The sequence below is a fragment of the Streptomyces sp. NPDC104307 genome (assembly GCF_055584045.1).
This window is the reverse complement of the sequence record NZ_JBVJMU010000021.1, coordinates 39,619-53,973: the sequence shown is the minus strand read 5'-3', so window position 1 is coordinate 53,973 and position 14,355 is coordinate 39,619. Positions and strand designations below refer to the sequence as shown.

General features: G+C 69.8%; 13 protein-coding genes. 3 read left to right on the top strand and 10 right to left on the bottom strand.

Annotation, left to right across the window (positions count from 1 at the left end; all coding sequences use genetic code 11):
- Positions 1–58 precede the first annotated feature (58 nt).
- Positions 59–1,183, bottom strand: a complete 1,125-nt coding sequence (locus ACZ601_RS34805) for an FAD-dependent oxidoreductase (RefSeq protein ID WP_469545355.1) — start codon at positions 1,181–1,183, stop codon at positions 59–61.
- 224 nt (positions 1,184–1,407) lie between these two features.
- The gene (locus ACZ601_RS34800) at positions 1,408–2,496 is read right to left on the bottom strand and encodes a zinc-binding dehydrogenase (RefSeq protein WP_469545353.1); all 1,089 of its coding nucleotides are present in this window, start codon (positions 2,494–2,496) and stop codon (positions 1,408–1,410) included.
- Positions 2,497–2,731: 235 nt separating this feature from the next.
- Here ACZ601_RS34800 and ACZ601_RS34795 point away from each other — a divergent pair, with 235 nt between their 5' ends.
- The 3 genes from ACZ601_RS34795 to gltX all read left to right on the top strand — a co-directional run bounded on the left by ACZ601_RS34795 (position 2,732) and on the right by gltX (position 5,606).
- Positions 2,732–3,424: a TetR/AcrR family transcriptional regulator gene (locus tag ACZ601_RS34795; protein ID WP_469545351.1), complete on the top strand. Its 693-nt coding sequence runs from the start codon at positions 2,732–2,734 to the stop codon at positions 3,422–3,424.
- A gap of 85 nt (positions 3,425–3,509) precedes the next feature.
- Positions 3,510–3,995, top strand: a complete 486-nt coding sequence (locus tag ACZ601_RS34790) for a MarR family winged helix-turn-helix transcriptional regulator (RefSeq protein ID WP_469545350.1) — start codon at positions 3,510–3,512, stop codon at positions 3,993–3,995.
- A 237-nt stretch (positions 3,996–4,232) separates the two neighbouring features.
- On the top strand, positions 4,233–5,606 hold the full coding sequence (gene gltX, locus ACZ601_RS34785; RefSeq protein WP_469545483.1) for a glutamate--tRNA ligase: 1,374 nt from the start codon (positions 4,233–4,235) through the stop codon (positions 5,604–5,606).
- Between the two features lie 10 nt (positions 5,607–5,616).
- On the opposite strand, the gene ACZ601_RS34780 is transcribed toward gltX, so the two are convergent.
- From ACZ601_RS34780 to ACZ601_RS34745, 8 genes are read right to left on the bottom strand one after another with little or no spacing between them, the layout of a single operon-like run.
- Positions 5,617–6,606 (bottom strand): glycosyltransferase, encoded by a 990-nt coding sequence (locus ACZ601_RS34780; RefSeq protein WP_469545348.1) that lies wholly within the window; start codon positions 6,604–6,606, stop codon positions 5,617–5,619.
- Positions 6,603–7,217 (bottom strand): HD domain-containing protein, encoded by a 615-nt coding sequence (locus ACZ601_RS34775; RefSeq protein WP_469545481.1) that lies wholly within the window; start codon positions 7,215–7,217, stop codon positions 6,603–6,605. Before ACZ601_RS34775 ends, ACZ601_RS34780 begins: the two co-directional genes overlap by 4 nt.
- Before the next feature lie 5 nt (positions 7,218–7,222).
- Entirely contained in the window at positions 7,223–8,947 is a 1,725-nt protein-coding gene (locus ACZ601_RS34770) for a carbamoyltransferase C-terminal domain-containing protein (RefSeq protein WP_469545346.1), read from the bottom strand.
- Between the two features lie 23 nt (positions 8,948–8,970).
- Positions 8,971–9,768 carry a radical SAM protein gene (locus ACZ601_RS34765; RefSeq protein WP_469545344.1) on the bottom strand — a complete coding sequence of 266 codons (798 nt, stop codon included), beginning with the start codon at positions 9,766–9,768 and terminating at the stop codon, positions 8,971–8,973.
- Between the two features lie 16 nt (positions 9,769–9,784).
- Positions 9,785–10,903 (bottom strand): hypothetical protein, encoded by a 1,119-nt coding sequence (locus ACZ601_RS34760; RefSeq protein ID WP_469545342.1) that lies wholly within the window; start codon positions 10,901–10,903, stop codon positions 9,785–9,787.
- On the bottom strand, positions 10,903–12,009 hold the full coding sequence (locus ACZ601_RS34755; protein WP_469545340.1) for a radical SAM protein: 1,107 nt from the start codon (positions 12,007–12,009) through the stop codon (positions 10,903–10,905). The genes ACZ601_RS34760 and ACZ601_RS34755 overlap by 1 nt, the downstream gene beginning before the upstream one ends.
- A gap of 3 nt (positions 12,010–12,012) precedes the next feature.
- Positions 12,013–13,011, bottom strand: a complete 999-nt coding sequence (locus ACZ601_RS34750; RefSeq protein WP_469545338.1) for a D-2-hydroxyacid dehydrogenase — start codon at positions 13,009–13,011, stop codon at positions 12,013–12,015.
- Positions 13,008–14,321 carry a glycosyltransferase family 4 protein gene (locus ACZ601_RS34745; RefSeq protein WP_469545336.1) on the bottom strand — a complete coding sequence of 438 codons (1,314 nt, stop codon included), beginning with the start codon at positions 14,319–14,321 and terminating at the stop codon, positions 13,008–13,010. The genes ACZ601_RS34750 and ACZ601_RS34745 overlap by 4 nt, the downstream gene beginning before the upstream one ends.
- Positions 14,322–14,355 lie beyond the last annotated feature (34 nt).

Below are 14,355 nucleotides of genomic sequence, written 5' to 3'. Positions count from 1 at the left end.
GGCGGCCGGGGTCTGAGGGCGGCCGGGTCCGAGGGCGGCTCGGTCAGAGGGCGGCCGCTCAGGCGGGCTCGTCGCCGTGCGCGAAGAAGCCGATCACTTCTTCGAGCGTGGGGTTGTCCGGGGCCTCGGCCTCGGCCGCGCCGACCTCGGCGCTGCGGGGGAACATCACCCGCTCGTAGGCTCCGAGGGCTGCTTCGACGTCGCCGGGGTGCGCGGCGAGGGCCTCACCCAGCTCCGCGCCGTCCAGCATGGCCAGGTTGGCGCCCTCGCCGTTCGGCGGGATGAGGTGGGCGGCATCACCGACCAGGGTGACGCCGGGCACCCGCTCCCACCGGTGCCCGACCGGCAGCGTGTGGTGGGGGCGTACGACCGGCGGGGTGTCGCTGTCGGTGATCAGGGCGGTCAGCTCCGGGGCCCAGCCGTCGAACTCCTGCGCGATCCGCCGGGTGGCCGCGGCGGTGTCGGTGAAGTCGATCGCGGCGAACCAGGACTGCGGCTCGGTCAGCATCGCGTACGTGTGGAGCGTCGCCCCGCTCTCCCGGTGGGCGGCCAGCTGGATCCTGCCCGGTTCGATCGCGAACATCGACCCGCCGCCGACCGCCTTCGCGGCAGCGGCGTGCCGCTCGTCGGCGTCGAACAGGTAGGTCTCGACGAACGACATGCCCGTGTACACGGGTACGTTGTCGGAGAGCAGCGGCCGGACCCGTGACCAGGCCCCGTCCGCACCGACCAGCAGACCCGTGACCACGGTGGAGCCGTCCGCGAAGGTCACCTCGTGGCGGCCCTCGCCGAGGCTCCGGACACCGCTCACCTTGTGGCCCCACCGGACGGTGCCGTCCGGGAGCGCGTCGAGCAGCAACTGCCGCAGCTCGCCGCGCTGCACCTCGGGGCGGCCGCCGGTGCCGTCGTCGGGCTGGTCGAGGAGGACGTTCCCCTCCCGGTCGAGCGCCCGCATCGCCTGGCGGCCCTCCAGGACGATGGAGCGGAACTCGTCCATCAGGCCGGCCGCCCGCACCGCCAACTGGCCGTTGTAGTCGTGGATGTCGAGCATCCCGCCCTGGGTACGAGCCGTGGGGGAGGGCTCGGCCTCGTAGACGGTGGACGGGATGCCGTGGACGTGCAGGACGCGGGCGAGCGTGAGGCCGCCGAGTCCGGCGCCGATGATCGTGACGTGAGTGGTCATGCTGGGCTCCCTGCCGGTCGCAGGCCCGCCGGACGGGCTCCGGCAGGCTCTCCAGCAAGCGTCCGGGCCGCCGGCGACAGGCCGCCGACATCGCGCCGACACTGCCCCGCCCGCGCTGACAGGCGACCGACAAGACGCCGGGGCCGCACGCATACCGCCGTACGGCCCCGGGCATCCGCGACGGGGATCGAGGTGAGAGGTGCGCGCCTCGGGCGCGCGGCCCGTCAGGAGAAGTCGGTGATGACGACGCGCGCGGTCGTACCGTCCTTCAGCGACTCGTACCCCTTCTCGATGTCGGCCAGGCCGATCTCCCTGGAGACCAGGTCGTCCAGGTTCATCAGCCCCTGGAGGTACATCGAGGCGTAGAAGGGGATGTCCCGCTTGAGGTGGGAGGAGCCCATGTAGACGCCCTGGACCTTCTGCGAGTTGGTCAGCGCGGAGATCGCGGAGACGTCGATCCCGGCGTCGTTGCCGCCGATCCCGATCAGGTACAGCCCGCCGCCCTTCCCGAGCATCCGCATGCCCTGGGCCGTGACGGACCGGATGCCGACGAAGTCGAAGACGTGGTCCGCGCCGTCGCCGGTGATGTCACGGACGGCCTCGACGGGGTCGGCCGAACGGGAGTTGACGACATGCGTGGCACCGAAGGCCTTCGCCCGCTCCAGCTTCGCGTCCTCGATGTCGGTCACGATGATCGTGCCCGCGCCGGCGATCCGGGCGCCGCTGACCGCGTTCATGCCGACGCCGCCGGCTCCGATGACGACGACCGTCTCGCCCTGTCGGACGTTCGCGCTGTTCAGCACCGCGCCGGCGCCGGTGAGCACACCGCACCCGATGAGCGCGGCGGGCGCCCACGGCATCTCCCGGGGGATGACGGCGAGCTGGTTCTCGTGGATCAGCGCTTCCTGGGCGAAGCCGCCCAGGCCCATGCCCTGGGCCACCGGCGCGCCGTTCCAGCTCAGCCGGGGCGGCTGCTCCGGCGTACGCAGGGTGGCCTCGGGGTGGCGGCAGATGTGGGTGCGGCCGCTGAGGCAGTTCACACAGGTCCCGCAGTACTGGATCAGGCTGCCGACGACGTGGTCGCCCTCCTTGACCTGGGTGACCTGCGGTCCGGTCCCGGTGACCACACCGGCGACCTCGTGGCCCAGGACGACGGGGAACTCGCCGCCGATGAACGTGGCGACGCTCAGGTCCGAGTGGCACAGGCCGGAGGCCCGCACCTCGACGCGGACCTCATGACCGACCGGATCGGCGAGATCGATGTCCTCGACGACGAAACCCTGGCCCAGACCCTTGGTGACAGATGCCCTCATGATGCTGCTTCTTTCGTCCGAATCATCGCCGCCGTCGGGTTCGGCAACGGCGAGGAGGAGGCCGCGCGGGGCCTGCGAGCTCGACGAGCGGGGGGCGCGGGCGCGGTCGTGGCCCGCACGGCGACCTGGATACGGGCCGCGCTGCCACTGCCTCGATTGTGGCACCGGAGCGCCGAAAAGAAAAGAGACACTTGTCGATCAGTGCATGTGAGATGGGGTGCGATAAGCTCTATCCGTGTCAGCACACGCACCGAAGCACCCGCCCGCCCCGCTTCCCGACGGCCCGGAGCCGGCCGAGGAGACGGACGCCGCACCCCCGCTCGACGTCCGCGCCCGGCGCACCCGGGACCGGCTCCGGAAGGCGGTCCTGCGCCTGGCGTCCGAGCGCCCGGTGGAGGAGATCGCGGTGGCGGACCTGGTGCGCGAGGCGCGCGTCAACCGCACCACCTTCTACAAGCACGCCACCAGCCCCGCGAAGGTCCTGGAGCAGGTGCTGTACGAGGAGCTGGACCGGGTCCGCGCGGTGTGGATCACCGATGTGCTGGCGGCGGAACTGCCGGTGCCCGAGATCTGGGAGCGGGCCTCGGGCGTCCTCCTCGACCACCTGGAGCGTTACGACGCCCTGTACACGGTCGGCCTGGTGGGCCACCGCAGCGCCGTGCTCCACCAGCTCCTGGTCGAGCACTTCACCGCGTCGGTCGCCACCCTCCTGGAGCGCGACCCGCGCGCGGTGCCCGGCCGGGACGGCACTGTCGCCTGGCGCGTGGAGAGCGCGAGCCGGTTCATGGCGCACGGGGAGGCCGGCATAGTCGAGGCGTGGCTCTCGCTCCCCGCCCCGCGTGAACGGCACCTGTTCGTGTCGGCGGCGACCGCTCTACTGCCGTCCTGGCTGGTACCCGGCCCGCCGGAAGGTGTGGCCGGCGCGTAGGGAGCGTGCCGCGGCCACGACTGGGCCCGACTCGTCATCGCGAGGCGCTTGACCTCAAGTGGAGTTGAGTTTCTACGTTCTTCCCATGACCACTTCGAGCAGCACCTCGGCCCCCTTCACCCCGTCCCACGACGACGCCGGCCTCATCGCCCAGCCCATCGGATACTGGGCCAACGCGGCCGGCCAGGCGGTCGTCCAGAACATCCGGACCGCCCTCGGCGCCCTCGGCCTGACCCAGCCCGCCTGGTGGGTCCTGCACCACCTCAGTGAGCGCCCGAAGGGCTGGGACCGCGCGGAACTGACCAGGTTCCTCCGGTACTACCCGAGCCCCGGCGACGACCTGGAGGGCGACATCGACAGCCTCGTCGCCCGGGGCCTGGTCACCCAGGACGAGGACGGGCACCTGCTGCGCACGGAGTCGGGCGGGGAGCTGTACTCCCGTGCGTCGGCTCGGCAGTTGGAGCTGCGCCGCCAGGTGCACGAGGGCATCGCGGACGAAGAGTACGCCCGCGCCCTCAAGGTGCTCCAGCGCATGATCCACAACGTGCGGGGCGACGCCTGGCACCACTGACCCAAACGAGGCCCTGGTGTACTGATCACCAGGGTTTCTGACACTCGGCAGGTCTTGAACAGGGGGACCGGCGGCTCCGGGACTGATGAAAGCAGACACACAAACAGAAAGTGTGGACGGCCGGAAACGACAGCGTGGGGACAGTCGGGTGGTCCAGGGCGGGCGTCCGGCCTCGGTACGCTGGACCACATGTCTACTGCCCCGGTTCGCGTTCGTTTCGCCCCGTCCCCGACTGGCATGTTCCATGTCGGTGGCGCACGGTCCGCTCTCTACAACTGGGCCGTGGCACGACAGTCCGGCGGCACGTTCGTCCTGCGGATCGAGGACACCGACGCGGCCCGGAACAAGCCGGAGTGGATCGACGGCATCATCAACGCGCTCGCGGCGATCGGCATCCATGGTGAGGACACCGCCTTCGAGGGGCCGTACTTCCAGTCGCACAACGCGGCCCGGCACAGCGAGGCCGCCCAGCAGCTGTACGCGGCGGGCAAGGCGTACTACTGCGACTGCACCCGGGAGCAGCTGAAGGAGCGCACCGGGTCGGAGCACCTCGGGTACGACGGGTTCTGCCGGGACCGGGGGCTGGCCTTCGAGGAGGGTCGGGCGCTGCGGTTCCAGACACCGGATGAGGGCGAGACCGTCGTGGTCGACCTGATCCGCGGGGAGCCGGCGTTCCCGAACAGTGCGATCGAGGACTTCGTGATCGCCCGCGGCGACGGATCCCCCGTCTTCCTGATCGCGAACGTGGTCGATGACCTGGATGAGGGCATTACTCAGGTCATCCGCGGCGAGGAGCACCTGTCGAACACGCCGAAGCAGCAGCTGCTGTGGGAGGCGCTCGGTGCCCAGCCGCCGGTGTGGGCGCACCTGCCGGTGATCGTGAACGAGAAGCGGCAGAAGCTGTCCAAGCGTCGCGACAAGGTCGCGCTGGAGGACTACCTCGCCGAGGGCTTCCTTCCCGAGGCGATGGTGAACTACCTGATGCTGCTGGGCTGGGGACCCGGCGGTGACCGGGAGCTCATGCCGTACGAGGAGCTGGAGCAGCTCTTCCGGATCGAGGACGTCAACACCGCCCCGGCGTTCTTCGACGTGAAGAAGCTGACGGCGTTCAACGGCGACTACATCCGTGCCCTGGCGCCCGCGCAGTTCGCAGCTGCCTGTGCCCCGTGGCTCGTCGCCCCGTACGCGCCGTGGCAGCCGGAGGCGTTCGACCAGGCCGTCTTCGAGGCGGTGGCACCGCTGGCGCAGACCCGGCTGGCGTTGCTGTCCGAGATCACCAACAACGTGGACTTCCTGTTCCTCGACTCGCCGGTCGAGGACGAGGCGTCGTGGAACAAGGCGATGAAGGCGGGCGCCGACGGCATCCTGGCCGATGTCCGCGCCGAGTTCGCCACCGTCGCGGACTGGGAAGCGGACGGTCTGAAGGCCGTCACGCTCGCCGTGGGAGAGAAGCACGGGCTGAAGCTGGGCAAGGCCCAGGCGCCCATCCGGGTCGCGGTCACCGGCCGAACGATCGGACTCCCGCTGTTCGAGTCCATGGAGCTGCTCGGCCGGGACCGCGTGCTGGCCCGTCTGGACGCCGCGGCCGAGAAGCTGGCCGCGCAGGTATAGGCAACCCCGGTCAGGCGACCTGCGCCAGAAGGTCGCCCCAGGCGTTTCCGAAGTAGTGCAGGTCGTACCGGGCCAGGGCCTCGTACGCGGCCCTGGCCTCGGTTCGACTCGCTGTAGCGTGTTCCCGGACCTGAGTCGACAGACGGTCGAGGTCTGGCGCCGGCTGGCCGGTCAGGGCCGCGAGATCGCCGAGGCCCGCGACCGGTCGGATCAGGCAGGGCAGCCCGAGCAGCAGTGCCTCGGCCGCGCAGCGGCTCCAGCCCTCCCGCATCCGGGGCAGGAAGACGCCGACGTCGCATGCCCGCAGCAACCGCAGGTATCGCTCGCGCTCCACGTCGTAGTGCGCACCGCCGAAGCCGATGGTGTTGCTGCCGCTGGTGATCACCTGCAGCCCGGGTGCGCCGGCCAGAGCCGCTGCGACCTCCGCGGTGCCCTTCCAGTGGACGGCCTTGCCCGCGTACACGCCGATCGTGTCCGCGGCCAGGCCGAATTCGACGCGGCACTCGACTCGGTCGAAGCCGCGTGCCCGTTCCATCTCGGTCATGTCGAAGGCGTTGTAGATCACCCGTACGTTGTGGACACCGCGGGACCGGAGGAAGTCAGCCCAGTACGGGGATACGCACACCACGGCCGCACACTGCGGCAGCACCCGGAACAGCCGCTCCCAGAGCATGGCCTCCACGGGAGTGGAGTCGTGCTGCAACGGCTCGTAGTGGTGCAGGAGGAACACCGTGCGGGCCCGCATCTCCGGTGTGAAGAGCAGCAGGCTGAGGTCGTCCCACACGAAGGTGCCGGTGGCGGCGGAACTCAACGCCCGGACGGTCGGGATCAGCCGGGCGAGGTGGCGGAGCTTCCGCCAGCGGCGGACGCGATAGGTGCGCTTGTGGTCCGGAACCGTGCGCCACTCGACATCGTCGGCGGTCGCCTCGTGAAGCATCCGGAGGTAGACCCGGCCGCCGGTCCGACCGACCGGCTCCATGGAGTACACGATCCGTCTCACGGGCGTATCTCCTGTTGGTGGTGGACGTACTCGGCGTTGAGCAGCGTGTGCGCGGCTTCCAGGTGAGGGCTGAGGCAGCGTGCGGCGGCGGCAAGGGGGAGCTGGAAGTCTGTGAGGTTCCGTACGAACTTCTGCCGGCGTTCTTGGTTCGGCGAGGCGGCCAGGTCGCGCAGGTTGTGGATGCGGTCGGCCAGCCGTACCAAGAGTTCCTCTGCGGGGAGGGCCGCTGTCTTCACGCGCCATCGGTTCTCGTCGCCCGGAACCTTGGGCCGGCTTTCGAGCCGATGGTCGGGCGTCATCGCGCGCAGCCGTTCAGCGAAGGCTGCCCCCAGCTGGTGGATAACGAGAGCCTCTGAGCTCGGTTCGACCTCCAGGGCGTCGTGCAAAAGGCCGAGGAGGAGGGTTTCGGACTGTGTGACGCCGAGCTCGGACCGCAGAATCGTGACGACGGCGAGCGGATGCTGGACGTACGGGGTGCCCTGATCTCGGGTATGCCCGGCGTAGATCGCAATGGCCAGACCGGCAGCCACACGGGCGCGGGAACGGTCCTCGACGGCCCATGTGCTGGTGGCGAGTGTGGTCAGGATGTGAGGCAGATTGGCAACGGCCATTTCCGTCACCCCTCTCCTAAGGATGGCTGGGGTAGAGCCCGGGGGTCGGGGACGTGGTCGGCGATCAGGAGGGTGTCTCCGACGGCGAGGGCGTCGAGTCCCAGGCCGGCTGCCCCCTGTGCGGCCTGCTCGGCGGATCGCAGGATTGGTGTGCCTTTGAGGTTGAAGGAGGTGTTCAACAGCAGCGGCAGGCCGGTGTGCTCGTGGAACCGCTGGAGGAGTTCGTGCAGGCCCTGGTGGTCTGTCGCCACGGATTGAACCCGGGCGGTGCCGTCGTGGTGGGTGACCGCGGCTAGGCGGTCGGCTCGGCACCGGCGGACGTGGGCGACGCGGTTCATGAAGGGGTCGCCTGCCGACATGAACCACTCCGTGGCGTGCTCAGCGAGGACGGCCGGTGCGAACGGGCGATACGTGGCTCGTTGCTTGATCGCGTTGAGCCGATCCCGCGTGGCGGCGCGGCCCGGGTGGGCGAGGATCGAGCGGTGCCCGAGGGCCCGGGGACCGAATTCGAGCGCTCCCTGTACCCAGCCGACAATGCGGTGCTCAGCGAGCAGCGCGGCCGCTGCGGGTGCCAGGCCTGCCGCGAGCCCGGTGAGAGCGCGGTACCCGGATGGCACCGCCTCCGCCTTCAGAGTCCCAGGATTCGGGCCCCAGGCCGCGTCAGTCGGTACCTGGAGACGTTCCTGTCCGAGCTGGTAGTGCCAGGCGTACAAGGCGGCGCCCACAGCGGTGCCCGCGTCATGCGGTGCCGGCGCCACGAACAGGGTGTCGAAGCCGCTGTCGTCGGCCAGGCGGCCGTTGAGGTGGGAGTTCAGGGCGCATCCACCCGAGAACACCAGCGCCGAGGCTCTTGTGAGCCGTTGCAGATGGCGTGCGGTGTGGATGACCGACTCGGAGAAGACGTCTTGGACTGCGGCGGCCAGGGCAGCCCGTTCCGCGTCGGTTTGGTCCCCGATGTTGTCAGCGGTCCAGACGCGGCCACGGAGCAGCAGCGGTGTGCTGCTGTCCGCCGAGCCCCAGGGGTGGCCGATCCGGACCTCGCCGTCGTCGCCGAGCCGTACGAGTTCGCGGATCTGCGGCCCGTACCGCTGGGGGTCGCCGAACGCGGCAAGTGCCATCATGCTGCCCTCGGGTTCGTCGCCCGGTGGGATCACTCTGCGGGCGAGGTTCCGGTAGAAGTGCCCGAGCGAGGAGTGAACGCGCCGAGGGCCGACAGGGCCGGGAACCACGGTCGGCATGCTCTGGTGGACGCGGTCGATGCGATCCGGCCGCAGGTCGTAGCCGGTGATGCGTTCCCGCCCCGGACCGAAGTCGGAGCCGAGGGAGGAGCCGCCGGCGTCAACGACGAGGCCCGCCGCGTGGTCGTGTCCGGAGAGCAGGTACCCGGAGAGCACATGCGCGGTGTGGTGGGAGAGGAGGCGGAGATGGTCACCGAGCGGGGCAGGTAAGAGAGCGGCGAGTTCGTCCCTCTCCTCGGCGAGCCACCAGCCGGCGGCAGGATTGGGACGCATGGAGGCGGCCCAGACGACGTCGACGTCTTGCGGTTCGATGCCAGCGGCCTTCAGACACCACTGAAGGGCACGGACCGGTGCGGCGAGCGTGCCCTTACGGGGCCGGTGGTTGTGCTTGACCCCGCTCCAGCGTTCCTCTTCTGCCGCGTAGAGGCGGCCGTCGACGATCAAGGCGGCGGCGGTGTCGTGGTGGAAGTTCAGCCCGAGGACTGCGGACATGATGGTGTACCTCCGGTCTGGAGTCAGGCGGTCGGAATGCTGGCGGGCAGGAGAGCGGTGCCCGAGTCGGTGTACTCGTGGCAGCGAAGGCAGAACCGGAAGTGGTGGCCTCTGGGGGCGAACACCTTGGCCGCGAAGTCCTCGTCCCAGATGTTGAACTCGCTGTCGTCCTTCGCCATGGCGTTGAAGCAGCGGTAGCAGGACCCGTCCATCTCGATCATCAGGTGCTGGTCGAGGTAGCGGTCGCAGATGCCGCGCAGTTCGTTCGATGGCTGGCCGACGTCGACGTGGTGCACGTGGTTGGTGACGTGGATCGCGCCGTACGTGTCGCACAGGTTCGCGAGCTCCCCCAGTCGGGAGGAACGGATGCCTTCCAGAACGCTGTTGATGACGACGGTCTTGCCGGCTTCGCGGAGTCGGGGCACGACGGCGTGCACTTCGGCGTAGTTCTCGTGCTCGTCGTCGCAGCCGATGAGGATCTGGTCGTACGAGCGGAGCGTGGCGTCCATGATCCGCTGGTTGCGGGCCAGGGCGATGGCGTTCGTGCCCAGAACCATGACCTTGTCCGGCAGGCGTGTCCGGGCAGCTTCGCTGAGGGCGGGGAAATCCCGGTGCACGGTGGGTTCGCCGCCGTTGATGTGCAACTGCTGGAAAGGGATGGTCTCCAGCCGGGTCAGGATGGTGGAGAACAGGTCCGGGGCCATGTTCTCGCCCTGGGCGCCGTCGGCGAAGATGCAGAAGTCGCAGGACCGGTTGCACTTCGTCGTGATCTTGATCTTCGCCGTCTTGAGGGCGCGGGGCTGGGACGCACGCGCGGGCATGGCGAGGCTCCTTGTGTCAGGGGTGGATGGCATCGGGCGGGATGCTGAGGAAGTCCTGCACCGTGGATCTCTGCCGGTGCCAGAGCGCGAGGGTGGTGCGCAGAGTGTCGGGAGTCGTCGGTCCGGTGGGGATCAGCCCGGCCATTCGGGCGGCCAGACGTTGGGCGGGCGCAGCCTCGTCCTCCGCGAGCGCGTTCAGGGTCCGTGCAGCGGAACGAAGTTCCTTCGCCTCCCGCCGGATCAGGTACTCGGTCGCGACACCGGGCGGCGGATCGAGGTAGTACAGCCAGCGGGCGACACGTACGCGGAGCATTCCGGCGGTCATTACCCAGTCGGTAGGAGCGGACTGCTGGCCCGTGTCGGGAGGGTGGCTTGCCTGTGGAATGCGGCGCATGGCCGCTTCCAGGGAGACGTGTGCCGCGCGGAGCAGGTGGCGCGGGCTGCGGCGTCGCCCGTCGGATCCGCCTTCGGAGTGCCGGAGAAACAGCTCGGCGTACGCGTCCAGCCCGTCCGGGCGCCACTGGGTGAGCGCGGCCGTCTTGCCGGGGCAGCGGGTCCGGGTCGCGAGTGCGGCGGTGGCGAACCAGCAGGGGGCGAGGTAGTGCCAGGCCACGCAGTGGCGCCGGTACGCCGTGATGTCCTCGACCACGTTGTCCGTACTGTCCGCCGTCAACTGGTACCGGCCTCCGAGCCTCGACTGGAGGATTGCCCGGTAGAAGCGTTCGTCGATCTCGCACCAGGGGGCCATCTGGGCCTGGGACTTCCAGCGTTGGAAGTCCCGGGTGCTTCCGCTGATCAGGGACCAGGTCGCGAGTTCGGGTGCGGAGACGAGCCGTCCATCTGCCTCGGCCACGGTGAACGCGAATCCGGGCGGATGCTCCAGAAGCCGCCCGTGGGAGACCTCTCGGCGGACCGCTGACTTGTGGGCTGCGGCCAAACGGTGGTTCCACTCCTCCCATTCCCCGGGTGCCTCTGGCAGGAGTACACGCACGTCGACGTCCGAGTGGGGAGCCAGCAGGTCGGCCGGCTGCCACTTGTGGGTGAGCATTACGGCCCCGACTCCGTGGGCGTCCAGCTCGCGTTCGTACAGCGCTCCGAGCCCCAGGTAGAGAGGCGGCGCTTCGGCCACGACCATCACCGCTCCCCGGTGGAGGCCCGGGTGCAGGAGGACTGGGCCGCGCCCGTAGTCAGTACGGGGAGCAGGGGCAGGACCGGGGCGCCCTCGGGGCGCTCCATCCGGTCCCAGCGCAGGTCGTAGTCGACGTAGTGGAAGCCCTGCCAGGCATCGTTCGTGTTGCGGTCGAGCATGGCCTGGAAGAGGTGGGCGAAGGCGTCATCGAGGGTGTCGTCGGCGAGGTGGGGCTTCAGAGGGATGTCGCGGTTGTGGAGGATGCAGGGGCGGGCCACACCGGTGGGTGTGATCTTGATTCGGTTGGCGTCGGAGCACGTGGCGCAGCTGGAGTTGGAGATGAAGCCGATCGAGCCCGCCCAGCCCTCGGGGCGGAGGTACTGCCCGGGGCTACGGACACCGAGCTGGTCACGAGAGACCTCCCCCGCGCCCGCGAACCATTCGTGGAGACGGTCGCGGACGTCCGCCTCGCTGATGAACTCGGTGCCGAACAGTGCCTGCGCGGGCCCGATGTTCTGGAGTTCGATGAGGCGGACGGCGACAGGCAGGTCGCGGGCCAGCTCCGCCACGGCGAAGGCGTCGTCCAGATAGGTGCGCTGGAGGACGCAGTTGATCTTCACCCGCAGGCCGAGGGAGAGGGCGTCGTCGAGGGTGCGCAGGGTGGTGCGCGGGTCGCCGCCGCCCATGATCGTGGCGGATCGTTCCGGGTCGAGGCTGTGGAGGCTGAGGTTGAGGTACGTCAGGCCGGCGCGACAGAGCTTCTCGACGCTCAGCCCGCGGCGCAGGTTGCCGTGACTGGTCATGCCGATCGCGGCTCCGGGCCCGAGGCCGTCTGCGAGACCCCCGATCACGTCGAGGATGTCCGCCCGCAGGGTCGGCTCGCCGCCGGAGCAGTGCGCCTTCCGGATCTTCCAGGTGCCTGCTTCGGCGGCGATGGCCGCGTAGTCGGTGGTGGTCAGAGGGCGATCCTTGTGCCCGTAGTCCGGCATGCAGCGGGGCTTGCAGAACACGCAGTCCAGGTTGCACAGCGAGTTCAGCGTGAAGGCCAGGTAGGGGTGGTTGCGGCCGGTCGCCGCGAATGCGGCGGCCAGGTCGTGGCGGGTGGTGGGCATCGGTCAGCCTCCAGCGAGAGGAGAGCGGGCGTCGGACAATTGGGCCAGGCCGTCGAGCGGCTGACCGGCGAGGTATCGGTGCAGGTTGGCGGCGAAGAACTCGATCGCCTCGTTCATGTACGTGCGGCAGAGCGTCGAGCTCTTCGGCGTGAGCACGACCCGGGGATGAAGCCGGAGTGGATGGCGAGCGGGCAGCGGTTTCGGGTCTGAGACATCCAGGGCGGCGCCGCGAAGGTGGCCGGAGTTGAGCGCGGCCAGAAGGGCCTGCTGGTCGACGGTCGTCGCACGGCCGAGATTGAGGAACAGAGCCCCGGGCTTGCAGGCCGAGAGGAGGTCGTGGTCGAAGAGGTGGTCCGTGGCCCGGGTGGCGGGCAGCAGGTCGACCACCACGTCGGCGACAGCGAGGGCCTGGCGAATCGCCGAGGCGTGCATCCAGGTAACCCCGTCCCCGGCTGCTGCAGGTGGTGTCCGGCGCACTCCGATCACGTCCATGCCGAAAGCGCGGGCGGCGCGAGCGAGATGGCCTCCGATGTTGCCGCAGCCGACGATGGTCATCGTCGACCCGGCAAGGTCGAAGAACTCTGCGGCGAGGTCGTCCTTCCACCACGTCCGGTTTCGCTGGACGCGCTGGCTCATGAACAACCCGCGGGAGAAGCCGAGGACCAGCCCCATGGCGTGCTCGGCCATGGGGCGGCCGTGGAACCCGTACGACCGGGTCAGGGCCACTCCGGCGGAGCGGGCCTCGGCGACGGGCAGATGGTCGGTGCCGGCGGCCGGGGAAGCGATCCAGTTCAGGTGAGGCGCGTGGGACAGCCACGACGGCTCGAACCGCCAGCCGAGGTAGACGTGTGCCTCGGCCAGCCGGTACGGCACGTCTTCCTCGGAGGCCGTACGGAAGTCGACACCTGGGAAGGCGGCACGCAGGGAACGCTCGTGCTCGGCGGACAACCGCCAGAACGAGTGCGGGGATTCCAGGCTGATGAGTACCACCGGCCGGCTCATCGGGGCCTGCCTTCCCCGCCGGACGACGGAGCCAGAGCCCACGGGGCGATGTGGCCGATGACGGAGGCGATATTGGCCTCGTAGTCGTGGCGCGAACGCACAAGAGCCGCTCCGGCTATCCGGAGTCGCTCGCGCTCTCGGGGGAGGACGGTCAGGGCTCGGTGCAGCGCGGATGCCAGAGACTTGGGGTCCCGAGGTGCGGAGGCGAAGCCGGTCTCGCCCTCGATGACGGTCTGGGCCAGCCCGCCGGCGGTGGTCGCGACCACCGGCCCAGCGCCTGCCGCGAACGCCTCCAGGGGTATCCGTCCGAAGGGTTCCTCTCGTGAAGGAACGACGACCGCACGCAGCGCGGGACTGTGCAGCCAGGAGCGGACGGAGGGGGTGAAGCGGGTGATCAGCGTCGTGTCCAGGTCGTAGGCGCGGATGCTTGCCGCCAGACCCCTCTGGTGCGAGGTCGGGCGACGCCTGCTCCCCTCCGAGGTGACGGCCGCCAAGAGCAGGTGCGGAATGCGAATCCCTCGCACCTTCAGAAGGTGCAACGCCTCCAAGAGGTCTTCGAACCCCTTGGTGGGCACCGCGCGCCCCATGGCAAGCAGGAATCCGGCTCGGGCCTTGAGTGGCAAGGGGAGGACAGCCGCCGGCCTGGTCATCTCCTCCCGGATCAGCCCGTTCGGGATGTCCACGATGCTCGCCCGAGGGACACCGCAGCTCGCGACGAGGTGGTCTCGCATGTGGGTGGAGATGGCCCCGATCCGCCCGCCCCGGGCGATCGCTGCCCGCAGGGCTTCACGTTCCCAGCGGATTCGCGACAGGTCCCCCGGCCGTGTGAGGGCTGCTGCGGAGCGGGGGACGAGGAGCAGGTCCATGGTTGGTGACGTGTACGGGGCGAGGCCGAGGAGGGGGACGTCGAGGCCGATGAGCAGGCAGCGGCTGGTGCGATCGGCGACGCGTAAGGCAGCCTCCCCTGCCAGGTCACACAGCTGCATGGAGCCGTGGACCGAGCCCGGCGGTGCATGGACCGCGGGGATCGCGATTACCTGGGCCTCGGCCTTCTCCAGCATCTGCTGGACCTCGCGGGTCCACCGCCGATCGTGCGCTCCCGCTGTATCGGGGACGTGCGGGGCGATCACGGAGAGGCGGCCCGGCGGCAGAATGCGGGCGAGGGCTGTCAGGAAAGCGCGGTTGCTGAAGCCGGTACCCGACGAGGCCCCGTAGAAGCCCTCGTGAACAGCTACGACGACGCGGGGTTGGTGACAGGCCTCCAGCGCGTCAGTGAGCGAGGGCGGTGGGGTCGCATGGTTGATGCGCACCGTGTGGTGCCTCCTTCGAAGACGGGGTCTCGCG